This window comes from Pseudoalteromonas sp. SR43-2 (assembly GCF_014163885.1).
In the GTDB taxonomy this organism is placed as follows: domain Bacteria; phylum Pseudomonadota; class Gammaproteobacteria; order Enterobacterales; family Alteromonadaceae; genus Pseudoalteromonas; species Pseudoalteromonas distincta.
Genome location: NZ_JACJED010000007.1, coordinates 77471 through 103484 on the forward strand (window position 1 = coordinate 77471; position 26014 = coordinate 103484).

The 26014-nt window shown below is 39.0% G+C and carries 20 protein-coding genes; 12 read left to right on the plus strand and 8 right to left on the minus strand.

Annotated elements, in window-relative coordinates; translation table 11 throughout:
- Window positions 1–47: 47 nt before the first annotated feature.
- A complete protein-coding gene (locus tag H5120_RS08160) occupies window positions 48–3161 on the plus strand; it encodes an efflux RND transporter permease subunit (RefSeq protein ID WP_182671364.1) in 3114 nt (1037 codons plus the stop codon).
- Between the two features lie 415 nt (window positions 3162–3576).
- Here H5120_RS08160 and H5120_RS08165 read toward each other — a convergent pair whose 3' ends face one another.
- From H5120_RS08165 to H5120_RS08175, 3 genes are all read right to left on the minus strand, one after another.
- Window positions 3577–4026, minus strand: coding sequence for an antitoxin Xre/MbcA/ParS toxin-binding domain-containing protein (locus H5120_RS08165; protein WP_182674063.1), 450 nt, complete (start codon window positions 4024–4026; stop codon window positions 3577–3579).
- Between the two features lie 82 nt (window positions 4027–4108).
- Window positions 4109–5542 (minus strand): DEAD/DEAH box helicase, encoded by a 1434-nt coding sequence (locus H5120_RS08170; RefSeq protein WP_182674064.1) that lies wholly within the window; start codon window positions 5540–5542, stop codon window positions 4109–4111.
- Window positions 5539–6063, minus strand: coding sequence for a hypothetical protein (locus H5120_RS08175; RefSeq protein ID WP_182674065.1), 525 nt, complete (start codon window positions 6061–6063; stop codon window positions 5539–5541). Before H5120_RS08175 ends, H5120_RS08170 begins: the two co-directional genes overlap by 4 nt.
- 100 nt (window positions 6064–6163) lie before the next feature.
- On the opposite strand from H5120_RS08175, the gene H5120_RS08180 reads away from it, so the two are divergent.
- Entirely contained in the window at window positions 6164–6397 is a 234-nt protein-coding gene (locus H5120_RS08180) for a helix-turn-helix domain-containing protein (protein WP_182674066.1), read from the plus strand.
- A 9-nt stretch (window positions 6398–6406) separates the two neighbouring features.
- Here the strand turns inward: H5120_RS08180 and H5120_RS08185 are convergent, their stop codons facing one another.
- The 4 genes from H5120_RS08185 to H5120_RS08200 are packed head-to-tail and all read right to left on the minus strand — an operon-like array spanning window position 6407 to window position 11064.
- The gene (locus H5120_RS08185; protein WP_182674067.1) at window positions 6407–6907 is read right to left on the minus strand and encodes a Mov34/MPN/PAD-1 family protein; all 501 of its coding nucleotides are present in this window, start codon (window positions 6905–6907) and stop codon (window positions 6407–6409) included.
- Window positions 6891–8669 (minus strand): E2/UBC family protein, encoded by a 1779-nt coding sequence (locus H5120_RS08190; protein ID WP_182674068.1) that lies wholly within the window; start codon window positions 8667–8669, stop codon window positions 6891–6893. Before H5120_RS08190 ends, H5120_RS08185 begins: the two co-directional genes overlap by 17 nt.
- A 7-nt stretch (window positions 8670–8676) precedes the next feature.
- On the minus strand, window positions 8677–9978 hold the full coding sequence (locus H5120_RS08195) for a CBASS cGAMP synthase (protein WP_182674069.1): 1302 nt from the start codon (window positions 9976–9978) through the stop codon (window positions 8677–8679).
- Window positions 9979–10008: 30 nt separating this feature from the next.
- Window positions 10009–11064, minus strand: coding sequence for a CBASS cGAMP-activated phospholipase (locus tag H5120_RS08200; RefSeq protein WP_182674070.1), 1056 nt, complete (start codon window positions 11062–11064; stop codon window positions 10009–10011).
- A 681-nt stretch (window positions 11065–11745) separates the two neighbouring features.
- Here H5120_RS08200 and H5120_RS08205 point away from each other — a divergent pair.
- The 7 genes from H5120_RS08205 (at window position 11746) to H5120_RS08235 (ending at window position 20615) form a co-directional block, all read left to right on the plus strand.
- Window positions 11746–12435 (plus strand): DNA-3-methyladenine glycosylase I, encoded by a 690-nt coding sequence (locus tag H5120_RS08205; RefSeq protein WP_182674071.1) that lies wholly within the window; start codon window positions 11746–11748, stop codon window positions 12433–12435.
- 166 nt (window positions 12436–12601) lie between these two features.
- Complete coding sequence (locus H5120_RS08210; protein WP_404936369.1) at window positions 12602–12772, plus strand: hypothetical protein; 171 nt, start codon at window positions 12602–12604, stop codon at window positions 12770–12772.
- An 11-nt stretch (window positions 12773–12783) separates the two neighbouring features.
- Complete coding sequence (locus H5120_RS08215) at window positions 12784–14193, plus strand: YdiU family protein (RefSeq protein WP_182674072.1); 1410 nt, start codon at window positions 12784–12786, stop codon at window positions 14191–14193.
- A gap of 390 nt (window positions 14194–14583) precedes the next feature.
- Window positions 14584–15645, plus strand: a complete 1062-nt coding sequence (locus tag H5120_RS08220) for an OmpA family protein (protein ID WP_182671867.1) — start codon at window positions 14584–14586, stop codon at window positions 15643–15645.
- A 292-nt stretch (window positions 15646–15937) separates the two neighbouring features.
- On the plus strand, window positions 15938–18535 hold the full coding sequence (gene acnB / locus H5120_RS08225; protein WP_039488618.1) for a bifunctional aconitate hydratase 2/2-methylisocitrate dehydratase: 2598 nt from the start codon (window positions 15938–15940) through the stop codon (window positions 18533–18535).
- Between the two features lie 200 nt (window positions 18536–18735).
- Window positions 18736–19368 carry a 2OG-Fe dioxygenase family protein gene (locus H5120_RS08230; RefSeq protein WP_182674073.1) on the plus strand — a complete coding sequence of 211 codons (633 nt, stop codon included), beginning with the start codon at window positions 18736–18738 and terminating at the stop codon, window positions 19366–19368.
- A gap of 11 nt (window positions 19369–19379) precedes the next feature.
- Window positions 19380–20615, plus strand: coding sequence for a cysteine desulfurase-like protein (locus tag H5120_RS08235; protein WP_182674074.1), 1236 nt, complete (start codon window positions 19380–19382; stop codon window positions 20613–20615).
- Window positions 20616–20636: 21 nt separating this feature from the next.
- Here H5120_RS08235 and H5120_RS08240 read toward each other — a convergent pair whose 3' ends face one another.
- Window positions 20637–21341, minus strand: coding sequence for a 2OG-Fe(II) oxygenase (locus H5120_RS08240; protein ID WP_182671869.1), 705 nt, complete (start codon window positions 21339–21341; stop codon window positions 20637–20639).
- Window positions 21342–21374: 33 nt separating this feature from the next.
- Here H5120_RS08240 and H5120_RS08245 point away from each other — a divergent pair, with 33 nt between their 5' ends.
- The 3 genes from H5120_RS08245 (at window position 21375) to H5120_RS08255 (ending at window position 25883) form a co-directional block, all read left to right on the plus strand.
- Entirely contained in the window at window positions 21375–21773 is a 399-nt protein-coding gene (locus H5120_RS08245) for a thioesterase family protein (RefSeq protein WP_182671870.1), read from the plus strand.
- A 200-nt stretch (window positions 21774–21973) separates the two neighbouring features.
- Complete coding sequence (locus tag H5120_RS08250; RefSeq protein ID WP_182674075.1) at window positions 21974–22948, plus strand: aldose epimerase family protein; 975 nt, start codon at window positions 21974–21976, stop codon at window positions 22946–22948.
- A gap of 187 nt (window positions 22949–23135) precedes the next feature.
- Window positions 23136–25883 (plus strand): TonB-dependent receptor, encoded by a 2748-nt coding sequence (locus H5120_RS08255; protein WP_182674076.1) that lies wholly within the window; start codon window positions 23136–23138, stop codon window positions 25881–25883.
- Window positions 25884–26014: the final 131 nt, after the last annotated feature.

Genomic DNA, 26014 nt, shown 5'->3' on the forward strand with positions numbered 1-26014 from the left:
AATGCTATTTACTTGGTCATGCGTCTCAGTTATTGGGGGACGAACACATGATTGAATCCATATTACGTTTATCCATAGAGCGACGAGGGATAATGCTGATGTTGATCTTCCTTGTGCTGGGCATGGGGATATTCAGTTATCAAAAATTACCTATCGATGCGGTACCCGATATCACTAACGTGCAAGTGCAAATCAATACACAAGCACCGGGCTATTCGCCTTTGGAAACCGAGCAGCGGATCACATTCGTAGTAGAAACAGCACTGGCGGGATTACCTGACCTGTCCTACACCCGCTCTTTATCACGCTACGGCCTGTCTCAGGTAACAGCGGTATTTGATGAAGGCACTGATCTGTATTTTGCGCGTAATCTCATCAATACGCGATTAGGCGCAATCAAAAGTCAGCTACCAGAAGGGTTAGCGCCTGAAATGGGACCTATCGCTACTGGGTTGGGCGAAATCTACATGTATACCTTGCGAGCCAAGCAAAATGCGATGCAAAAAAATGGTGAGCCTTACAATGCAATGGCGCTTCGCGAGATACACGACTGGATTGTAAAACCGCAGCTCGCACTGGTTAAGGGGATCACTGAAGTCAACGCCATTGGAGGCTATGTTAAGCAATACCATGTGAATCCTGAACCACAGCTTATGCTGAATTTTGACATTAGTCTAAGCGATATCCATCGTGCTCTGGAGCGAAACAACACCAATCAGGGGGCGGGGTTTGTTGAGCGAAATGGGCAACAAATACTGGTGCGCTCACAAGGTCAACTTCAAACACTTAGCGATATCGAAAATGTGGTAATAAAACGCATTAATACTGTCCCCGTTGCGGTGAAAGACATTGGCAGTGTGGCTATTGGTAAGGAGCTGAGAACTGGTGCGGCAACGCAGGAGGGTGAAGAGACCGTTTTAGGTACAGCAATGATGCTAGTCGGCGAAAACTCACGAGCCGTTGCTCAATCCGTAGCCAAAAAGGTGAAGGACATTCAATCCAGCTTGCCTGATGGTATTGTCATTGAGCCAGTCTACGACCGTACCCTACTGGTCGATAAAGCTATCGAAACGGTTCAGAAGAATTTAGTGGAAGGTGCGTTATTAGTCATAGTGATCTTGTTCATATTGCTTGGCAATATTCGCGCCGCGCTCATCACTGCGGCAGTTATACCGCTAGCGATGTTGGCGACCATCACTGGGATGGTCAATACCGGTGTGTCTGCCAACCTAATGAGCCTTGGGGCATTGGATTTTGGATTAATTGTCGATGGTGCGGTGATCATCGTAGAGAACTGTATCAGGCGGTTATCCGAGTCTCAGAAACGCACAGGTGGAGTCTTGCCACTAAAAGGGCGGCTAGAACTGGTTTTTCAAGCGACCAACGAAGTCATTCGTCCTAGCTTATTCGGTGTATTGATTATTACTGTCGTGTATATCCCGCTGTTCTCATTGACAGGCGTTGAGGGCAAGATGTTCCAACCAATGGCGGCAACGGTCATCATGGCGCTGATAGCAGCGATGCTGTTCTCCATTACCATTGTACCGGCGGCAGTCGCGATGTTTATGGCAGGTAAAGTCAGTGAGAAAGAAAGCTTCATTATTGTTGCAGCTAAATCCGCCTATCGTCCTATCATTAATCTTGCACTGAAATTACGCTGGATAGTGCTTTTCGGCTCAGTCGTGCTGGTAGTGGGCAGCTTATGGTTGGCAACGCGATTAGGCTCTGAGTTTGTTCCCCAGCTTGACGAAGGAGACATCGCACTGCACGCCATGCGAATACCGGGCACAGGTATTGAACAAGCCGTCGCAATGCAAAAAACACTTGAATCTACCTTGATGGAATACGAACAGGTACTCACAGTGTTTGCGAAAACCGGTACCGCAGAAGTAGCTACCGATGCGATGCCGCCCAACGTAACCGATACCTTTGTGATGCTAAAACCACGAGCGCAATGGCCTGATCCTGACCTATCAAAAGCTGAATTCGTGGAAACCCTTGAGCGAGACTTACAAGCGGTGACAGGTAATAACTATGAGTTTACCCAACCTATCCAAATGCGCTTTAACGAGTTGATTAGTGGGGTAAGGGCTGATCTTGGTATAAAAGTCTTCGGAGATGATTTAACCACGCTTGTTGCCTCTGCAAACGACATCTTAACAGTTTTGCAATCAATTGACGGCGTGGCGGATGCACGACTTGAACAGGTCGATGATATCCCTATCTTCACTATTAACCCCAAGCCAGTCGAGTTGGCACGTTATGGATTGGACGTCGCCGATTTACAGGAGTGGTTGGCGTCAGCTATCGGAGGTAATACCGCAGGCTTAATTTTTGAGGGAGATAGACGATTCGAGTTGCTTGTGCGATTTGATGAAGGTATCCGCACAAACTTAGATGCCATTGACAGCACTCCTATTATTACGTCCGATGGGGAATTTGTGCCGTTATCAGAAGTCGCTACGCTGGGTTATTCGTCTGTTCCCAATCAAATCAGTCGAGAAAACGGTAAGCGCAGAGTCGTGGTTACCGCCAATGTCAGAGAGCGCGACTTGGGGAGTTTTGTTGACGAAGCCAAAATCAAAATAACCGAACAGGTAGCTCTACCAGCAGGCTACTGGCTGGATTATGGCGGCACGTTTGAACAGCTTGAAAGTGCCAGTCAGCGACTGTCTATCGTGGTGCCGGCCACGCTTTTCCTGATACTTGTGTTACTAGTGGTGGTGTTTGGCTCATTTCGTGATGCCTTGATCATCTTCACTGGTGTGCCTTTAGCCTTAACAGGAGGTGTTTTCGCACTCTGGATGCGTGACATGCCACTGTCTATATCTGCCGGAGTCGGGTTTATTGCGCTCTCTGGCATTGCGGTACTAAACGGCTTAGTGATGTTGTCATTTATTAAACAGCGAGTACTAGAAACAGGTGACTTGATTAACTCAATCGTTGATGGAGCTATCACAAGATTGCGTCCGGTTCTGATGACGGCACTGGTAGCAAGTTTAGGTTTCATCCCCATGGCACTGAATGTCGGGACTGGCGCTGAAGTGCAAAGACCGCTTGCAACGGTAGTGATTGGCGGGATCATCTCGTCCACCATCCTAACATTGGTCGTTTTGCCTATTTTATATCGGATGATGCACTCGAAATTAACTAAGGAGTGAATGTTGGGCACCGTATTGCAGAAAATACGGTGCTCTTCGTCTGGAAATTTAAAACAACTGAAAATGATTACTGAACTGTATATTCACCAATAAGAAGCTGATTGTCCGGAATACTACAATTACCACCAATTCAATCAAGGTCGAATGATGATCTGCAAATGACACAAATTTAACAGTCAGGTCTAACGTTCGACTGTCCGCTTATAGGCTCAAAGCAGACCGTCAGAGAATTTCTGCTCAACAACTGCAATTGGCACAAATGCGACTATCAGAGAAAATTGAGTCATTAATAAGCTCAAATCAACGTTTTAATCTCTAAAGTGATAGCTTCTTGTTAAGTTAAGAAAAGGATAGAACTTGGTTTCATGTTGGCAGTCTGTTGATCGTGCGCTTTACGTCCTAAGACACTTTACTCTTAGGCGTTATAGCCATATTTGAGCCTGTTTACGGTATTTTTAATTAATTCACGGCCAGCTATAGTATCTATAAATGTTAAAGGTTTTTTAGAGTCGAATTGGAGTGAAGGGATATTTAACCAAATATTAAAACGTTCTATATTTTCAAAGTAATCAAGACAAAAAGAACAGACTTTTGCAATTTCAAATGCATTTTCACTTAAAGTGGTATTTAAAGGCTTTAATTCTTTTTTATAGCGTATATATGAGCTATTGCTGGTTCTAATAGCTGAAGAAAATGCTCGTATATCCCAGCCTAACTCTATCCTTAAATGCTCAGCATTTTTGATATCTACACCTTGATTTATAAAGTTAACTTTCTCTAGATGGCTTGAACCTTCACAGATCTTTCTATTGGTTAGAATCTCTATAAAGTCTATTTTTTTATGAATTTTTGAGAAGCTATACATTGCAACTCCTTAAATTAAGTTATATTTCCTCGTGCAACTGAAATCGATGTTACCTGTAAAGTTCTATTTGAGGCCTTAAATTCTAGCGTAATTCACTTAACCCTAAAGCAATAGCCTCTTGCTGAAAGCGGCCTGATATATTAATAATTCGCTCATAAGCACCGGTTAAAAAATGTTCCTCTGTCGCTTCAGGCCTATTGCTCATACCTGGCTGCTCAAAAAAGTCAGCAAAGTTATCAAAATCGAACTGGGTTTTGGAAGGTTTTTTACTTTGTTTATTAAAAGTAATATCGCTTGAATTTTCATCTACGGTATTATTTCCAGCAACAGTTTCAATCTTTTCAAACTTAACTACATCAGCTTCAAATGGAACATCTTGATTAACCCTATACGCATACTCTAAAAGCTTAGGTTCGGCGGGCATGTACATAATAGCTTCTTGGTTTTTAGAGTTTGTTATCCTCAATATACGGCCCAATATTTGTCTAAAATGCATTTCTGTTTTTATGTTTGTAAGGTGACAGCAAACCTGTAAACGAGGGATGTTTGTACCTTCGCTAATCATACCAACAGAAACAATCCACTTAGTTTGTGCATACCTAAACTGCTGAATAATACTTGTAGGTTCATTTTCTCGGTAGGTTACAACAACGCTATCCTCGTCAAAGTAAGTTCGCATTAACATAGAGATTTGACGGGCATGCTCAACAGACGATGCAACAATCAACCCCGCTGCATCGGGGTTTTTCAATCTGATTGAAGCCAGCTTTTTTTGAGCGGAAGAAATCATGTATTTTATTACCGCTTCATTTTCAATAATTTCTTGATAAGAAACGCCAGAGTCGCTTAATAACGCTTTAAAGCTGTTAAATGTCTTGGTTTCAGCGTCATCCACAACTGTAATACGGCTATTATCAACAGCTACTATTTGTGGAACCCGACAAACATTATCTCCAATAGCCTCAGAAAGCCCGTAAACGTAGTCGCACGCTATTTTATTGTTAGGCTGTTGATATGATGAAAGAACAATAGGAGCAGCGTCAGAACGCCAAGGAGTGCCTGTTAAGGCTAATGTGTACTGTGCTTTATTTTGAATGTTAAGTATTATCTGCTCACCCCATGCATTTGCATTGTCAATATTAGAACCTGCACAATGATGAACTTCATCAAATATTACAAAAACACGGTATCGTTCAAATAACTGCCAAAAGTGCATATCTAAATACTGTAAGCTTTGATATGTTAAAGTTCTGCCTTTAGAGCCTATAAGTCCATCAAAACGTTCATTCGTTTTTAGTTGTAAGCTTTCCTTAAAATCTTGAGATACAATTGAAGACGGTGAAAAGCAAATAATCAAATCGACTATGTGCTTTTTTAATAACTGGTGAGCTAATTCCGAAGCCATCAAGGTCTTACCTGCGCCAGGAGTCGCTAAAGCTAAAAAGTGGCTATTACCATTCTGGTATTGTGTAAGTGCTAAATTAATGCACTCTGCTTGCCATAGTCTTAGTTTCATATTTTCTCTAATGCATTGTTTTGCTGCAGTAAGCCTTCAATTGCTCTAATTTTGCCAAGTATTCTAGTGTTGTTGTCCCTAGCTTTGTTGTATTGTGGCTGTAGCTCATCTACTAATTCGGGCGATTCTAAGTAAAGTTCTTTATATGCCTCAGACTCCCCCATATTCAATAATAACTCTGCTTTGTAATGATTTAACTTACTAAGCAGAAGTGCGCGTTTATCATCTACTTTTTTTGCAATAGAAATAGGTATAGAGCTAGCTAATTTACTAATAACTTCAATGTTAAAGTTTTCTGTTTTATTGAATCGTGTAAATCCTTTTTTATTCGATACCAACTTTTTCAGCCAGCCTTTTTTAACAAGCTTGAGGAGTTCTGCATATATACTTCGCCTAACTATTGTAGGTACCAAAGAAGTATCGTTTTTTAATGCTAAGTACGCCGAGCGTACATCACTAGTTGTAAAGTTATCAAAATTTGATGCAACAATAATTTGAGCTACGAGAGGGTCAAATTTCAAAGTAAATCCTAATAGACTTCTTATAATAATGGGTATTATAGGGCGTGGTAGTAAAGCGCTCAACATGAAAATCTAATCATTTTTCCTTGAGGAAGATCAGGTGAGTGATTTAGTTAAAAATTTTGGTGAAAAGCTACGAAAAAAACGCAAAGAAGCAGGTTATTCGCAAGAAGGTTTTGCCACTTATGTCGGTATAGAGCGCGGTAACTACGGAAAAATGGAAAGAGGTAATGTTAATATTAAGCTCGAAACCCTATACAAGTTAGTAAATGCGCTAGACTGTGAATTTGAAGAGGTGCTACCGACAAGACAAAAGTATAAAGCCGAACTTTAATAAAATGCTTTATTTTGGTAGAAGCTGTTTTATATTACTTGATAAATCAACTTCACGCATTTCGCGTATTTTATTGCCTTCTTTACGAGCGATCCATAAAGCCTTCCGACCAAGAATAATTGCAAGCATAGGAACATCTGCTACCAGATTTTCTTTCCATGATTGTTTATCCAAAAATGACGGAGAGGGGTGGTCCTCTGGGTGTGTATGCCACTCTCCAATATATTGTTGAAAGCCATTTGATGAATAAAAGCACTCAATAACTTTGCTCTGGTGATGCTTCCCTTTTCTATCAACTCGATACCTACTTCTGATATCTCCAGTATTGGGCACTGATAAGTCGCATATTATTAGATGTGAACCTCTTCTTTCACCAACTAATACACCTGCAGCCTCTAATGAGGTAGGAGTTAATTGGCGATAATCTAGCATGGTATTAAATACATGCTCTAAGATAACGACAGTATTACCAACTTCATCCTCAAAAACTAATTCACATACTGTCTTCATAACAAATAGGACATTCTGGTTGCCTTTTTAATATTCTTCGTTTGCCGGTACGAAACTGCTCATCTAAAATAAACTCACTATAGCTCCAAGGTAAACTACTCTCTAAAGTATTCAAAACTGCCTCTTGAGCAATTGCTGCAGTTATATGGCTCACTGAAGCATCATAAATTGTATATGTATTACCACAACTTACTTTACGTGCAGACTTATCAATAATGTTAGAGGCAAAACGTGTATCACCATTTCGTTGGTGGATAGTCTTGTCTATAGTCATACACTTGTAGCAACTATGACCTATATCTACAAGCACTTTAGAAGCGCGCCCATTTCCGTCATTAAATGCATGTATTACATTCGGTCTTTTTAGCTGTGGTAATAACCTAACTACATGCGAAAGCCTTTTTGAAAAAGGAGGCCGACCAGTTGCATCAATAATAATATCGTATTTAGATAAAACATTTTCATTTAATGGAAACGAACTAGCAAAACCATGAACTGATTTTACAGTGTGTATTGACTGAGTTAAATTGTTGGCTAGTTCCACAGCTTTGTTTTTTCCAAAGCTAGAGGATGTTAATACGTGCCGTGAGAAGTTGTGTGGCATCAAAATATCATCGTCATAAAGATCAAATTGCTTGTTACTACAACCTGCACCATTTCTAATTAACAAACTAGCTAAGTAACCACCAATAGTGCCGCATCCAATAAGGGCTACACGCTGAGAGTTAAGTTGAAGCTCTCTTTTTTTATCTCGACTTTGTAGCGTTGTTGTATCAGCTTTAATAACAGAAAAACGTTTGAAGTGATTACAAAATTTATTGCTGCGTACAACAGCTAAAAGAGAGTTAAAAGAGATCTTATTTTTTTTCTTTTTGTTAGCCCTTCTGTTGAAGTCAAATGCTTGTACATTTAGTTCGATATGAACCGCAATCGGATCTTGCTTATCAATATCAAGTAACAAAATATGTTTCTTTTCTTTCTTACTCGTTAAGCTATATATTAGATGATCGCGAGCACTACAATTAACCTCCTCTAGCCAGTTTATGAGGTGTCCCAAGTTATTTGGGGGCCAATTTATACCAGCTAGTTTATCGGGAGATACCGAAACATAATGAGTTTTTATTCCAAAATTATTTTTATTATCTATCTTTAATTTTCTTTGTGATAACCATTGATTTAACTCATGGTCCTCAAAATATTCATCGGGCTTTTTATTTCCAATGTTTATAGTAATGAACTCATAATCGCCCACACTTTTTTCATCGACGGATGTACACTGAATAGTAATGAAATTAAAAGATTTATCTCTATGACTTAATAAATATAAAAAATTATCAGATGGCCAATATGACACAAACTCATTTTCAAACTCAGAATCACTCTCTGATTGATTTTGAAAAGATTTAATTAATGTTGATTGGATTTGAGAATCTATATTTTTGTATAGGGTATCCAGATCATTAGGGTCCCAGTCAGCCTCTTTTTGTTCGACATAACATAAATACCCTTCGTGAGAGATGTGTGGAATTAGCTTGTCTTTGTATATATCAGGCATACTAATAACGTATGCTGATGGAAGTTTAATATGTGGATCATTAGGTATAATCAGAGCAATGATAAAAAGCTCACCATTTACTATAAACTCCTTAATATAAGCACCATTATTAAGATTAAAGGGCTTTCTAATTAATTCTCGAGAAAGCTTCCTTGAGTTTACAAATTGAAACTCTAGATTTAGTAAAATATGATGAACTAGTTCCATTTATAATTTATCCACTAACCATTGTTGTGCTTATTTTCGCAGGTGAGTTTGCTTGAGCCGGTTCAGATTCAAATGCTAAAGCGGCAGCTTTTACTTTTATTAAGCTTATATTTTTAACGCGCTCTCCAAAAACTTCTGAGAGTATATTCAATGCAGATAGTTTTGTTTCAGCATTTTCAGCTTTAGAAAGCAAGGTAGATAAATCTTCCAGTTTGCAAATGATATTTTTTTCTCTGTCGTTGTGCTCTGATTCAGGCGGAAAAAGAGGTCTTTCGTCTGTATCATCAGGGCTCTCAACTCCCTTTCTGAATTCGTAGGGAAGGTTTTCTGCAACAATTTTAACCACTGAAGCAATATCGCTAGTGTCATGAGCTTTTTTATTAAGCACTTCTACCGTCGCTGCCATTAAACAAATAGAACTAGGTCCGCCTAAGTTCCATTGAGCATCACGCCAAGCCTTCATGAACCTACAAATATCTCGAAGATGGAACCCTATACGTCGACACTCTCCAATAAACCAGTCCTCAACAACCTTAGGATCACTATTCATCCACTTTGGGCTTCCAGGCTTGTCATCTCTTAGTGCTAGATTTACACAATCAGAGTCTAGCCTACGGTATGATTCTTCATCTTTTAAATTAGCTTTAGATTCAATTATTTTACGATTAGAATCCATTGAAAGCATAGACGCGGCCTCTTTCTGAAGAAATTGCTCCCGTGGTATTGCATACATAGGGACATCAATATGGGTACGTTTGTCAGTAATCTTTATACGTCCACATGTTCTTTTAGCTTCAAATTTCCAACCTCGGTTTTCATTTGCTAAAGATTTGAGTGCACTATCAACTAATAAAGTTAAAAGCTGATGTCCAATCTTTGGCTTTGATTCAAATATAGGCATTGGTAGATAAGTACCATCATCAATATCCATTTCTTGACCAGGGTGAAATGGCTTATTCAGAGTTTTATATTGGAAGCTTCCTTGCGTCATGAATCTTGGTTTTAATTGTATAAATTCTTTGAGTGTTTCAAGATCCATTTCGTTGATTAGTTCAGCAACAGTATTTTGCTCTTCGGGTGATAAGTGTCGAATAAAAGTACTTTGCAATTTGAAGCTAACATTATTAATAGTTAGATTGTTTTTAATAATTTCTTTCGCAATTGCGATTGCCTCATTAAATACTAAGGTAATACGTTTTCGGACAATGTGACGTAATTCTTTAAGTTTCGTTTCTTCTTCATCAGACAGTACAAGTTGACCAATCAAACCTGTTTCTCGGTTGGTGTAAAATGAATGTAGGTTCCACATAGCTATTTTTTCCTTCTTATATATGGTTTTTTAAGTTTTGAATGGGAGTGCCTGCTTTAAGAAGAAGTTTCTTAAAGCAGAGTTTTTAGCATATTCTTCAGTAACCAGTTGTTGGCCTCGTGTAGCAAGATTGTCTAGCGCGGACCTTGATGAATTATCTAATGTAATTTCACTAGCTGCTTCATTTGGAATCTTGCAGTCAAGTTGAACTAGGTTTTCAGCACAACCTTTTGCAGTAAGTTCTCGATTGAGCATGTATTGATGAAGTAATTGATTCGATGTCATTGTTGTATGAACTAATTTCTCACCAGTTCCCCATAATCCCCAGTATCCTTTTTTTCTTTTGGAGAATAAGGTGTCTGGGCTTATTGCATATTCTTCCCCCATTGTTCCTACATTTAAAATATTAATATTAGAATGAGTTGCGTCAGGAAAATCTGATTTCATATCTCCAAAAACTTCATGTAAACCAATAAAACTAGGATTATTAGCGACTAAACCTCCATCTGCAAAGTAGGCACCTAAATCTGGCCAAAAATGTGGTGCAAAATAAGTTGGGGCAGCTGACGTAGCCATTGCGGCATCAATTAACTTTAGACGACCATCTCTTGTAAAGTTTGGATTGTGCGGAGTCTTAAAAAATTGAGGGCGACCTGTTGATAAGTTAACGGTAGGGATCATAACTCTTCGAGTTAAATCACTAAACTTAAGGTTTTCACCGATCATTTTAACTATTGTTTCTCGGAGAGGATCACTTTTGTATAAAGGTGCTATTAATCTTTTTATAAATTTAATTTTTGTGTCAAAGATTTTGTACTTTGGAAATATATAGCTGCCACTATCAAAAAATATTTCTTTCAATTCTCGTGCGGATTTCCCTTGGGCAAGTGCCAGAGCAAGAATTCCACCGATAGATGCACCCGTAATTAAATCAAAATAGTTTCCAATTCTGACATCTGTGCTTTGAGATTTATCTTCAATAATTTGTTCTAACTCAGCTAAAACACTAATTGTAAAAAGCCCACGTATACCTCCCCCATTTAGACTCAAAATTTTAATTTTATTTTCGTTTTTATTTACTTCCACGTTTTCCGCCTGTCTATTAGGAAAGCATATCCGATGTACTAGTTCTTAGTTGAAATAGTAATTTTGAACTCGATATGGACATACTTAAAATTTATTTCTATTAAAAGCATTATAGGTAGCCTCTTAGTAGTGAGATACTATATATAGTGCTTTTTGATTTTGTAAATACAACATAGTGTGTTTTTTGTAATGATTCAAGAATCTTAGCATTTTTTTTTGGTTAATTTTTTACACGTTTTAGTTTGTAAGTACTTACCCTCATCTTGTGTTCTGCTTTTTAGATTCTGCATAGCATTACAGTATTAATTGTAAGAATTTAACTAATTAAATGAATAATGTTTTAGGACGTTACAGATGAGAGCATTTTAGCTTTTTTTGTTAATTTAGGGTGTGAGGAATCAGGAATTTGGATTGCCGTTAAATAAATTCAGTTGCGAGAGATTACAAACTTTTAATATTGTATTGTTCTAACATTCTAAATTAAGTCTGATATACCATGTATGGTTTATGCGTAAGTTTAAAAGGGATTTTGTTACCTTGCTCTTAGGCCATTAAAGTACGGTGTGAAGAATAATTAATAGCACTCATAAACAAAAATAAAATCTAGACTTTTATATATCATCAGTAACAAGTAGACTTTATTTACTGATAAATCAAGCACATAATTTGAGGCAAATTAGAATGGAAAACTTCGAAAAACTATATTTGCGAGCTGTAGATAGAAAAGGTGGCGAACAAGCATTATTAAGTTTAATAAGTAAGCCTTTAAATGCAGATGAGCTGCGTCACATTTCTAATGATCGAGTTTTATCTGAAATGACTAAGAAGGTTTTTCAATCAGGATTTGTCTGGTCCGTTGTTGAGAAAAAGTGGGAGTCATTTGAAGATGTATTTTGGGGATTCGATATTGAAAAATTAATTATGATGCCTGATGACATGCTTGAACGTAAAGCCAAAGATCCTGCAATTATACGCAATTACAATAAGGTAAGAACGATTCGGGAAAATGCATTCATGCTAAAAGAAATTAGCGATGAATATGGCTCAGTTGGAAAATGGCTTGCTGAGTGGCCTGATAAAAACATCATTGGATTATGGGCATACTTAAAAGCTAATGGTAGCAGGTTGGGAGGCAATACTGGGCCTTATGCTTTACGTAAACTAGGTAAGGATACTTTTATACTTAGCAAAGATGTAGAAGCATACTTTAGAAGCTATGGACTAATAGATGGGGGCCTTACTACTAAACGAAGTTTAAATACTATCCAAGAAACATTCTTGAAATGGCAGTCCGAATCGAAGCTTAGTTTGCAAGAGATAAGTCAAATTGTTGCGTATTCCATAGGTGATAACCATGTTGGGTTATCCTAAATAACTCGGATTAAAAATAGTAACATTGCTTCTGAAAAATAATGTGAAATTAAATAATGCCTTCATTTTTACAACAGTTTTTGTTACTAAGGCTAAAACCGCATTAAACATGATTAGTAACATTTTAAAGAAATTCATAGATGTGATTAGAGACTTAGAGAATTATTTGCGTGCCCATAAAATTATAGACGGCGGCTTACAAACTAAAAAGTCACTAAATGCAGCCCAAGCTTTTTTTAACGAAATGCAAAAGCAAAGCGGCTTAAGTATGCAAGAGTTAAGCTTAATTGTGGCTTATGGCGTAGGTGACAACCGTGTTGGTATAAGTCAGCAATAATAGGAATTACCATGAAATTAGTGCCAAGATACACAGATATTGCGGAAAACTTCGCAATAGAAGATTTCCCTGCAAGTGTCGCCTCTCCTCAGCTATTACTGTGGAATGAGAGCTTAGCAATACAATTTAATATTAACGTTGCGGCTGATTTGCGTGCCAGCACTTTTAGCGGTAACGAAAAACAGGCGATTCCTGCAGTAGCACTTGGTTACTCTGGGCACCAATTTGGACATTTTTCACCACGCTTAGGCGATGGACGAGCGCACTTACTGGGCGCTATTAGTGATGATGAAAACCAGTTATGGGATATTCAATTAAAAGGCTCTGGTGCTACTCCGTACTCAAGAGGTGGGGATGGACGTTGTGCTCTTGGCCCTGCTATTCGTGAATACGTAATGAGCGAGGCAATGCATGCACTGGGAGTTAAAACCACACGCTGCTTAGCGGTTGTTGGCAGTGGCGAAACGGTTTATCGTAATCCGCCACAAGCAGGGGCTATCGTTACGCGTGTAGCAACGAGCCATATTCGTGTTGGTTCATTTCAATATTTAGCGACGCAAGGCGATGTTGAAGGGCTTAAAAATTTAGCCGATTTAGCTATAGAGCGACACTACCCAGAAATAACCGATACAGGTTCGCAGCGATACTTAGCATTTTTAGGCGCTGTGATTAAAAACCAAGTTAAGCTAGTTGTGAGCTGGATGCGTGTTGGCTTTATTCACGGAGTAATGAATACAGATAATACGCTAGTTAGCGGAGAGACCATTGATTACGGCCCGTGTGCCATGATGAATAGCTTTGATTTTGATACCGTATTTAGCTCTATAGACAAACAAGGCCGCTATGCATTCGGTAATCAACCTAATATAGCTAACTGGAACTGCGCACGCTTAGCTGAGAGCTTAATACCGCTTATTAGCGATGATGACGAGCAAGCGGTTTCATTAATGACGCCATTTATTAATAGTTTTGCTGAGCAGTTTAATACTGAGTTTACGGCTATGTGGGCACAAAAACTGGGTTTAAATGAATCTAGCGATAGTAGTGGCGAGTTAATAGCAGAGTTGTTAACGCTATTAAAAGATAATCAGCTCGACTACACCAATACCTTTGATGCGCTTACTGAATCCTTAAAAGGAGAAAAAAGCGTACCTGAGTCGCTAATTGAATGGAGAGCTAGGTGGGTAAGTTTAACTGACGATAATAGTTATGAAGTAATGAGAGCTGCAAATCCTCGTGTTATACCGCGAAATCATGTGATCGAAGAAATAATTGCACAATATAACGCTACAGGATCCAGCGAGTTACTACAGCGCTTTATAAAAATAGCCGGTAATCCATACTCTTACGGTGAAAAGTTATCAGAGTTTTGCTCTCCACCGACGAATGATAATGACTACCAGACTTTTTGTGGTACTTAATACTTAACTTTAAATATAACCGCATGATTAAAAAGAGTCATTTTTTAATCAAACATGCGCATATACCTAGGGGAATGCTAATTCTGGTGGTATTATGCGCACAATTAAAACCAAGCAATATTTCTTTGCATTTATAAGTGCATTTAATTTAATTGCTCTTACATTCCTTGCTAAGTACTAATTTACAAAAAACTACTATATTTATTTTTCAATAAAGTTTTAATTTCGCCTATAGTAAGTGGATGTGTGTTGCGACAAGGCATAGAAAAAAGTAATAAACTTTATTTTTCGTTAAGTATTGATTAACAAAGGCTCAGTTAGTCTATATAAAACTGATTGAGCTAGTATCGATTAGCTACAATTTAAAATTGTTCAAATGGGAAGAAAACAATGAAATTAAAATCACTTACAATTGCAATCGCGTTGGCTGCAACTAGCGCATCTACATTCGCTGCTGATAAAGAAGAAGGTTTCTACATTGGCGCATTTGGCGACTACTATGACGCATCTTGGAAAAACATGCGTGACCAAGCCGGTCTTGATGTAAACGAATCAACTGGCTGGGGTGTTGAAGCAGGTTACCGTTTCAGTGATTACTGGAGCGCACGTCTTGAATATGCAGACATGGATTTTAATGCTTTTGATAAAGTTGCTGGCAACCGTAACAATATTGATGGCGAGCGTTACGGTATTGATGCTCTTTACCATTTAGACGGCGGTCCTTTCTATGGTCTTTTCGGTATTAAAGAAATTGACGTAGTTGATGACAACACATTCTTAAATGCAGGTGTTGGTTACCAACATTTCATTACAGATGGCTTATTTGTAAATGCTGAAACAGCTGTATACCAAGGTCTTGACCGTGGTTACACAGATGTTGGCGCTAAAATTGGTATTAACTACTTATTTGGCCAAAACTCTGCTCCTGTAGAGCCAGTAAAACCAGCTCCAGAGCCTAAAGTGGTTGAAGTAGCTGTAGCTCCTGTAGACAGCGACAACGATAACATTCTTGACGCAGATGATAAGTGTCCTAACACACCTATGACTGATGCTGTAGATGGTACTGGTTGTACTTTATATGAAGATAAAGAAGTAACAGTAAGCTTATTAGTGACTTTCCCTAACAATGCTTCTGCAGTATCTACTCAATACTTAAATGATATTGAAAAAGTATCTGCATTCTTAAAAGAGTACCCAGATACAACAGTACTATTAGAAGGTCACACTTCTGCTGTAGGTAAAGCAACTTACAATAAATGGTTATCTAAAAAACGTGCTGATGCTGTAGCTAAGCAACTTGTTGCTGATGGTATTGCTGAAGACCGTATTACTACAGTTGGTTTAGGTGAAGAGCGTCTTAAAAATGATGCAAACACTAAAGCTGCAAACGCAGAAAACCGTCGTGTAGAAGCGCATATCAAAACTATCAAAAACGTTAAAGTTTTACGTTAATTAAATAGTTTGTAATAAAGACCCAGCCAAGTGCTGGGTTTTTTTATGCCTGTAATAAATTAATATTAGTTAATGGTAATGATTCTTACTTAATAAGTATTCATGAAAATAGTTTTTACCACAACCACTATTCATAGTATTTATAATCGGTATAATCAGTTGCGCAACTGGATGGATTTTCATCTATCCATAAAAGCTTTATAATTACGCGTTAGAATACTATAAGTATTGGGTAACTTATTTGCGCCCAAAGCGCTACCGGATACTTTCACGTCACCAAGAGGGCAATATTGTGCTACAAGAATATCGTAAACACGTAGAAGAACGTGCCGCGTTAGGTATCGTACCAGCGCCATTAGATGCTCAGCAAACTGCTGATCTTATTGAATTAATAAAAAACCCACCTGCAGGTGAAGAAGAATTCATTTTAGATTTGTTCATTCAGCGTATACCAGCTGGTGTTGATGATGCTGCCTATATTAAAGCGGGATTTTTAGCAGCTGTAGCTAAAGGTGAAGCTAATTCTCCACTTGTTTCTAAAGAAAAAGCGGCAGAATTATTAGGTACAATGCTGGGCGGTTACAATATCGCGCCAATGATTGACCTACTTGATGACGAAACACTTGCACCAATCGTAGTTAAAGGCCTTTCAAATACATTACTTATGTTTGATGCGTTCTACGATGTTGAAGAAAAAGCAAAAGCGGGTAATACATTCGCTAAGCAAATTATTGAGTCTTGGGCAAATGCAGAATGGTTTACTAATAAGCCAGCTGTTGCTGAAAAGATCTCAGTTACTGTATTTAAAGTAACTGGCGAGACAAATACTGATGACTTATCACCAGCACCAGATGCATGGTCTCGTCCAGATATCCCACTTCATGCTTTAGCAATGCTAAAAATTGAACGTGATGGAATTACACCAGACAAGCCAGGCGAAGTAGGTCCAATCTCTCAGCTTGAAGAATTAAAAACTAAAGGCTTACCACTTGCATATGTAGGTGACGTTGTTGGTACTGGTTCTTCTCGTAAGTCTGCAACTAACTCTGTACTTTGGTTCATGGGCGATGATATCCCATTCGTACCAAACAAGCGTGTTGGCGGTGTATGTCTAGGTAATAAAATTGCTCCAATCTTCTTCAATACAATGGAAGATTCAGGTGCATTACCAATTGAATTAAATGTTGATGAGCTTAACATGGGTGAGCAAATCGATATTTACCCGTACGAAGGTGTTGTTAAGAGCCACGGTACTGACAAAGTAATCTCAACTTTTGAACTTAAATCTGATGTAATTTTAGATGAAGTTCGTGCTGGTGGTCGTATACCACTTATCATTGGTCGTGGTTTAACTGATAAAGCACGTACATCACTTGGCTTAGGTCCAACTGATGTGTTTAAAGTACCAACAGTGACAGAAGTGTCTGAAAAAGGCTTCACACTAGCGCAAAAAATGGTTGGTAAAGCGTGTAACGTTCCAGGTATTCGCCCAGGCCAATACTGTGAACCTAAAATGACAACTGTTGGCTCGCAAGATACAACAGGTCCTATGACACGTGACGAACTTAAAGACTTAGCATGTTTAGGTTTTTCTGCAGATTTAACAATGCAGTCTTTCTGTCATACGTCGGCTTACCCTAAACCAATCGATGTAAACACTCACCATACGCTTCCTGATTTCATCATGAACCGTGGCGGTGTGTCACTTCGCCCAGGTGATGGTGTAATTCACTCATGGTTAAACCGTATGTTATTACCAGATACTGTAGGTACTGGTGGTGATTCACATACACGTTTCCCATTAGGTATTTCATTCCCAGCAGGTTCGGGTGCAGTAGCATTCGCAGCAGCTACAGGTGTTATGCCTCTTGATATGCCTGAGTCAATTTTGGTTCGCTTTAAAGGTGAAATGCAACCAGGTATCACTTTACGTGACCTTGTACATGCAATCCCTTACTTCGGTATTAAAGAAGGTTTATTAACAGTTGAGAAAAAAGGTAAAATTAACGAATTCTCTGGTCGTGTACTAGAAATTGAAGGCGTTGAACACCTAACTGTTGAGCAAGCGTTTGAACTATCAGATGCATCTGCAGAGCGTTCTGCAGCAGGTTGTGCGGTTAAACTTTCTAAAGAGTCTATCGCAGAATACCTAGAATCAAACATTGTTATGCTTAAATGGATGATCTCTGAAGGTTACGGCGATGTACGTACTATTGAGCGTCGTATTACTGCAATGCAAGATTGGTTAGCTAACCCAGAACTAATGGAAGCTGACGCTGATGCAGAGTACAAACATGTACTTGAAATCGATTTAGCAGATATTAAAGAACCAATCCTTTGTGCTCCAAATGACCCTGATGATGCACGTTTATTATCTGATGTTACTGGCGAGAAAATCGACGAAGTATTCATCGGTTCTTGTATGACTAACATCGGTCACTTCCGCGCAGCAGGTAAGTTACTAGATGGCTTTAAAGGTCGTATCCCAACTCAGCTTTGGGTTGCCCCGCCAACTAAGATGGATAAAGATCAGCTTACAGACGAAGGTTACTACGGTATCTTTGGTCGTGTAGGTGCACGTATCGAAACTCCAGGTTGTTCACTATGTATGGGTAACCAAGCACGTGTTGCAGACAAAGCAACGGTTGTGTCTACCTCTACACGTAACTTCCCTAACCGTTTAGGTAATGGCGCGAACGTATTCTTAGCTTCAGCAGAACTTGCTGCAGTAGCGGCTATTTTAGGTAAACTACCTACTCCAGCTGAGTACCAAGAATACGCAGCGAAGATTAATGCAACGGCTGCAGATACTTACCGTTACTTAAACTTCCACCGTATGCCTGCTTACACTAAAAAAGCAGACAACGTGATTATTCAACAAGCTGTATAACTTTTAGAGTTTGTTTAAAAACCCGCTTCGGCGGGTTTTTTATTGGCTAAAATAAATATTAGATAGTTCATGCTTCTTTTTTTGTATTATTGTATTAACTCTAGTCTTAAATTGCTTTTAAAGTAATTAATCGCGCAAAAATTCCTATCAAAATGCATTAAAATCCTTATCAATATTCTCATTATTTTAGGCGAGATTTTATGACAGCATTAAACAACCAGAATTTATTGCAACTACGTTTTGTTAACCAAGCAAATATTGATTTGGTAAAACCTTCTTTTGATAACCTTCCTGCAAACCTTTATGCAGATGGTGCCTTTCGTAAACGCCGTTATTCAGTAGTAAAAATGCAAAATGGTGAAATAAAGCTACAGCAAGCCAAAGCATTTGTTCAAGATGATTCAATTAATACTTTTCAAGGTAATGTAGAGCGTACTTACGAAAATTTAGAGCAAAGTTTACTTGAGTCAGAGGGCATGAAAAGCATTGTAAATGAGTTTCGCCAACTTACCGGTATTGATGAAGAACGTAATATTGAAATTCATCAGTTCCGCATGCTTGCGATTGATAGCGATACACCTGCAGCGCCAGAAGGCGTGCATCAAGATGGTTTTGACCATGTATGTATATGCGGTGTTTCTCACGAGAACTTAGAAGGTGGCGAACTGCTTGTATACGAAAACAAGCAAGCTGAGCCTTGTTTTAAAATGGAAATAAAAGACGGCATGTTTGCATTAATAAACGACCGTCAAGTGTGGCATAACGCAACACCTATGAACAAAATTGATGCTAGCAAACCAGGTTACCTGGATTGTTTTGTATTAACGTCTTAAGGAAGTTAGGCATGAACATAACGCAATTACGTGAGCAGTTTCCAGCATTAATGCAGAACGTTGATGGTAAATCGCCAATATTTTTAGACGGACCAGGTGGCTCGCAGGTACCAACATCGGTGCTTACTGCGATGACAGCTTATTTAGGTCATTATAATTCGAACTTAGGTGGCGCGTTTTTTTCAAGTGATAAAACGGTTGAGTTGATGGCGAATGCGCGCCAAGCCGCTGCTGATTTACTTAATGCACCTAGCTCACAACAAATTGTGTTTGGTCCAAACATGACCAGCCTTACGTTTAGTTTTAGCCGTGCAATTTCACGCGACTGGCAGGCTGGCGATGAAATAATTGTAACCAATGCCGATCACTTCTCGAATGTATCGTCGTGGCAACAAGCTGCAGAAGATAAAGGCGTTAAAGTCAATACGGCTTTAATTAACGAAGCTGATTGCAGCTTAGATATGGTGCAATTTGAAAGCTTATTAAACAGCAACACTAAGCTTGTAGCGGTCACTTATGCTTCAAATACCACAGGTTCAATTAATAATATTAAACGTATTGTTGAGCTTGCTCACGATGTAGGTGCACTTGTTTATGTTGATGCCGTACATTATGCACCGCACGAACTTGTTGACGTGCAAGCACTTGATTGCGACTTCTTAGCGTGCTCTGCGTATAAGTTTTTTGGCCCGCATTTAGGTATGGTTTACGGTAAAAAAGAACATTTAGACGGGTTTACGCCTTACAAGGTTGAGCCAGCTAAAGACGTAGCACCAGGTCGCTGGGAAACCGGCACGCAAAGCTTTGAAGCAATGGCTGGTTTTATCGCAGCTGTTGATTACATTGCGGCGATTAGCGAACTTGATGATAGCCATTCACGCCGCGAAAAGTTAAGCGTTGCTTTTGCTAAAACTAAGCAGCACGAAATGGCGCTTAGCGAACACTTTTTAACGCGCTTAGTTAATTATCCACGTATTAAGTTATTTGGTATTGATGATTTTGATCGCCTTAATGAGCGTACACCTACTTTTGCTTTAATTTTTAAAGGGCTTGAGCCGCGCGCCGTTTCAGAATTTCTAGGTAAGCAGCATATTTGCGTGTGGGATGGTAATTTTTACGCGCAAGGGTTGTGCAAGCAATTAGATGTGCTTGATAAAGGCGGTGTAGTGCGCATTGGTTGTATGCACTACAACACCATTGAAGAGCTAGATCAGTTGTTTAATTTATTTGATGAACTGCTTGGTTAAATAATACTGATTTTTGGTGCGCTAACTCTTAGGCGCACCATATATTTGTTCTGCACGGTTAAACAGTACCCACGAGGTTAAAATATACTTATCGTTTGATACTGGCTTATTGCCTCTATGAGTATGTGTAAAGTAGCCAGGTGCTATTACCATAGTGCCTTTTTGAGGGGCGATTTTACGGTTTTGATAATAAAACTCTGTTTCACCACCTTCTTCTACATCGTTTAAGTAAAACATAAATAACAACACGCGATGCAAAGCTTCATTGTGCTGTAGCTGCGGATAAACTTCACTATGCCAGTAAGGATAGCCACCTTTGTTTACTTCGTATTTTTGCGCTTGAATATTACCAAGTCTAAAAATTTGCTGAACTAGCAAAGGTAATTGCGGTTTACCCACTTCTTCAAAATTTTCTTGGGTTAAATCGACTACTTCGCCTGTTTTTGGATGATAAACCTTTAAGCCAAACGCCCCAATCATCATAAAAATATGCTCTTCAACATACTTAAAAACATGCTGTGCAGTCGTTTGTTGTATATGTTTTAATTGTTGTGCATATTCGGGGTGATTATTTAAGTGTAGGTCGTGGCTGTCTTTTTTCTTTAAGTCGACACCGCCCGATGTTACCCCTTGTCTTACATGCGGGCTTTGCGCGAATGTGGAAATAAATTCATCGCAAAACTCATCGCTTAATGCGTTATCAATAACGCGTATAAAGTCCGTCATGGTTTACCTTTATATAATTATTATTGGATTTTTATGTTTATTGAAAAAGTGATGCCGCGCTTTAGCGAAACAGATGCACTCGGACACATCAACAATACCGTACTCCCTGTATGGTTTGAAGTCGCGCGTGGACCTATTTTTAAGTTTTTTACACCAGACTTAAATCCACATGATTGGAAATTGATTATCGCCAAAGTTGAAGTGTCGTTTGTAGGCGAATTATTTTATGGCCACGAAGTGACAGTTAAAACCTCTGTAGAGCATATAGGCACTAGCTCTTTTACACTTAGGCAAGAAGCATGGCAACACGATAAATGCTGCGCAATAGGCAAAGCTGTGATGGTGAGGTACGATTTTATTGCTAAATCAAAGCAAGCGCTTAGCATTGACGAAAAAACGGCGCTTAACGAGCATATTTACCAAAGCAGTTAACTTTACGAGGCTTATATTTTACATAAGCCCATACTGAGCTGAATTATTGTAAATATATGATGGCAGCTGTAAATTTTTGTCGTGATTTTTTAACGCATTTAGATTGAGTTACAGGCTTCAATTATATACTATTTATATTATATATTGTTGCGCCGTTATAACAGGAAATGTTAATTCGGTAATTTGATTGGAGAATGCGTGTGACATCTATTGCCAATAACCAACCTTTACAAGTTATTCAGCTCAGTGATGGTCAAAATTTAACAGCTGAAATTTTGCCATTTGGCGCAATAATAAAAAGCATTAAATTCAAAAAACATGAAATGACGCTTAGCGTTGATGACCCGCAATACTATCTTGAAAACCCATTTTACTTAGGCGCAACTGTCGGTAGATACGCTAACCGCATTGCTGGTGGACGTTTTAGTCTATCGGGTACTGAATATCAGTTAGATACTAATAACGGACCTAATAGCCTGCACGGCGGCGTTAAAGGCTTTAATAAAGTACTTTGGCAAGTAAGTAAACAAACTGAAAGTGAAGTTGAGCTTTATTATTGCTCGCCCGACGGAGAACAAGGTTTCCCCGGGGAGTTGCAGGTTTGGCAAACGATTAGCGCTAAAAACGGCGAGCTTACTCTGCACTTTAAAGCGATAACGAATAAAGAAACGCTCGTTAACTTTACTAACCATTGCTACTTTAATCTTGATGGCAGTGAATCAATTAATGAGCACCTTGTTCAAATTAATACCGATCGTTACCTCCCTATTGATACAACTAGTATTCCACTTAATGAACCCGCTTTAGCTACAGGCACCTGCTTTGATTTTACTAAGCCAGCTCAAGTTGGTGAGGCCTTAAGCGCCGTTCACCCTCAGCTAGAAGCTGGTAATGGCTTTGATCACTGCTATATTTTCAATGATGACAGCAGTTTAAAAACGATGGCTACATTAACTTCGCCACACACGAACGTTAGTTTAACCCTTAAAAGTACGCAGCCAGGCATGCAACTTTATACCGCAAACTTTGTAGGTGCGCCTTTTAAAGCACGGCAAGCTTTGTGTTTTGAAGCGCAAAATTGGCCAGATGCGCCAAACCGGACAAATTTTCCAAAAGCTAATTTATTGCCGGGAGAGGATTACGAACAGGTTATTATTTACTCTTTTTCTGAGTGAATACAGCATTCTAATGTTAATTTAAAGAAAATTAAAAGCAAAAATATAGTGATTAAATGCTATCCATAATTCAGGAAAAGGTTGCACTTTTTGCTGGTTTAAAGTATTTATAATATAAATAGTATTTGAAACTATATGCACTACCACAACGACACAACGACTACACACAATCAGGAGTTTTTAAAAAATGATAATTAACAATAAGTTATCGTTCAACAAGAAAACCGCGCTCAGTATTGCTATCACTGGTATATTGGCAAGCGGAAGCGTTGCAGCTCAAGGCGCTGAAGGCAATACGCCTACAGTAGTAAATGAAGATGTTGAAGTTATCGCAGTAACGGGTATCCGCAGCAGCTTACGTTCATCAATGTTAGATAAAAAAGCATCTAATGTTGTTACAGACGGGATTAAAGCAGAAGATCTTGGTAAATTTCCTGATTTAAACGTAGCAGAGTCTCTGCAACGTATTACAGGTGTAGCAATTGACCGTAGTGGTGGTGAAGGCCAAGCGGTAACTATTCGTGGTTTTGGTCCACAATTTAATACTGTACTTGTTAACGGCCGTCAAATTGCGACAGACAGTGCAGGTCGTGAATTTAATTTTGATGTATTAGCGGCAGATCAAATCACCGGTGCTGATATTTATAAAAGTAATACAGCAACGCTTCAAGAAGGCGGCATTGGTGGTACGGTTAACGTAACTACTGCTCGTCCTTTTGACTTTGGCGGTTTACATGTTTTAGGCTCTGTTAAAGGCATGTACGAAAGCTTATCTGAAGAAGTATCTCCATCAGCATCATTTTTAATAAGTAATACGTTTAACGATGACAAGCTAGGTGTGCTTTTTGCCATCACTAATCAACAACGTAAGCTTCAAAATAACCAAATTTTAACGGCAGGTTGGCGCGGCGGCCAAACAATTTCTAACCCTACTGATGGTGTACTGTTTGAAAATGCATACATTCCACGTAACTGGGATCAAGTCGTTGATGAGCAAGATCGTGAACGTACAAACGCAAGTTTAGTGCTTCAATATGCACCATCTGACGATGTTACAATTACTGTTGATGGAATGATTTCAAAATTTGAAGTTGATTCGTCAGTGCGTGATTTAGCATCTTGGTTTGAACCAGACCGTGTAGGCAGTGCAACAATTGATGCTGAAACAGGTACGCTTTTAACTTTCTCTCAAGATGTAGGCCTAGGCGCACCAAGTGGCGACCCTGCAAGTGACTTTGTATCGCATACACGTAACTCACGTGATGTAACTAACAAAGCATTTGGTATCAATGTTGATTGGCAAGTAAACGAGTCACTAAAAGCAAAATTTGATGTATCTCGCTCAACAGCTGAAAACGACCGTGCAGGTAATGATCGCTTTAACGTTGTAGGTATGATTAACAGCTACAGCTTTGACGGTACTGGCAGTATTCCTACCGTACAGCATGATGGCTTTGAAAATGGGTCATTGCCAGATCCAAGCCTAGCGCGTCTTCACTACAATGAAATTGGTAACCAATTTACTGATGAAGATGAAATCACTGAAGTAAAAGCCGACTTTGAATACGTACCAGATAAAGGTCCAGTAGAGCGTATTAACTTTGGTGCTTATCGCCAAGAGCGTGAAAAATCTAGCTTCCAAATTTTTGGTAGCCAATGTCAATTTTGTGGTTACGGTACACAAGCACCGCTTGATGAAATTGATTTTGAAGCGTACACAGCGAGTAACTACTTCCCTGGTTTAATCGATACATTTTATAGCTACGATGGCGATAAAATGCTTGATTACTTAGCGGATCAAGGTTTCCCAGTAGAGCCAACACTACAAAATAACCGTTACACAATTAACGAAGACATCACTAGCTTATACATGGACTTTACGCTTGGTTTTGACCTAGCAGATATGCCAGTAACCGTTAATATGGGTGCTCGTTATTCTGAAACTGATATTGAAGTTGCTGCAATACAAAGCTTTATTAGCGATGTAGTTCCAACGTCAGATGCGACATTGTTTGCTAATGTATTTGGCCCTGCGACTAATATTGAACAAGGTACTAGCTACTCAAACTTACTACCGTCTTTCAACGTTAAGCTTGAGCTACAAGATAATATGATTTTACGTTTTGCCGCGTACGATAGTATTACTCGTCCAACTATGTCTCAGTTATCTCCAGCAACAAACTTTAACGAGCCACGTCGTCAAAACTTAACAGCAAGTGGTGGTAACCCAGCGCTAAAACCATTCCAATCAGAAAACTGGGATATCTCTTACGAGTGGTACTACAACGATGCTAACTTATTTAGCTTTGCTGTATTTAGTAAAGAAGTTGACGACTTTATTGTTACGTTAACAGGTGCTGAAACATACGATATGACAGACCGTTCAGGTCCTGATTTTGCGTGTACTACATGTACAGACCAAACAGATGACGAACTTATTGGTAGCTCAGAAGTTTACACTGTAAGCCGTCCTCAAAATGGTGAGTCTGCAACTGTAACCGGCTTCGAAGTGGGTGTTACTCACATGTTTGAAAATGGCTTTGGTTTTATCGCTAATGCGACTGTTGTGAATAGCGACATTAATGTAGGTGATGATACAACTCAAACATTTGCACTTGAAGGTTTGGGCGATTCACAAAACTTAGTATTGTTTTATGAGCAAGACAACTGGCAAGCACGTGTTGCATTTAACAACCGTGAAGGCTTTTTACGCTTAGTTGATAACGGCTTCAATGGTGAACCAGTGAACGTAGAAACGTACGGCCAGTGGGATATTAGTGCAAGCTACGATATTAACGAAAACTTCACTATTTTTGCTGAAGGCATCAATATCACTGAGGAAGAGTTAGTACAAACAGGTCGTTTTGCTAACCAAATTTATTCAGTGGAAGATAATGGCTCACGTTACGCGTTTGGTATTCGCGGATCGTTTTAATTAATGTTTGAGGCGAATTTCTCGCCTCTTGTTTCATTGCAGCACATTAGTGCTAATACCAATTAGGTTAATTTAACAGTAGTGTATATTAGTTAACCTAATTGGCTAAAATGAAACCACATTAAATCCAA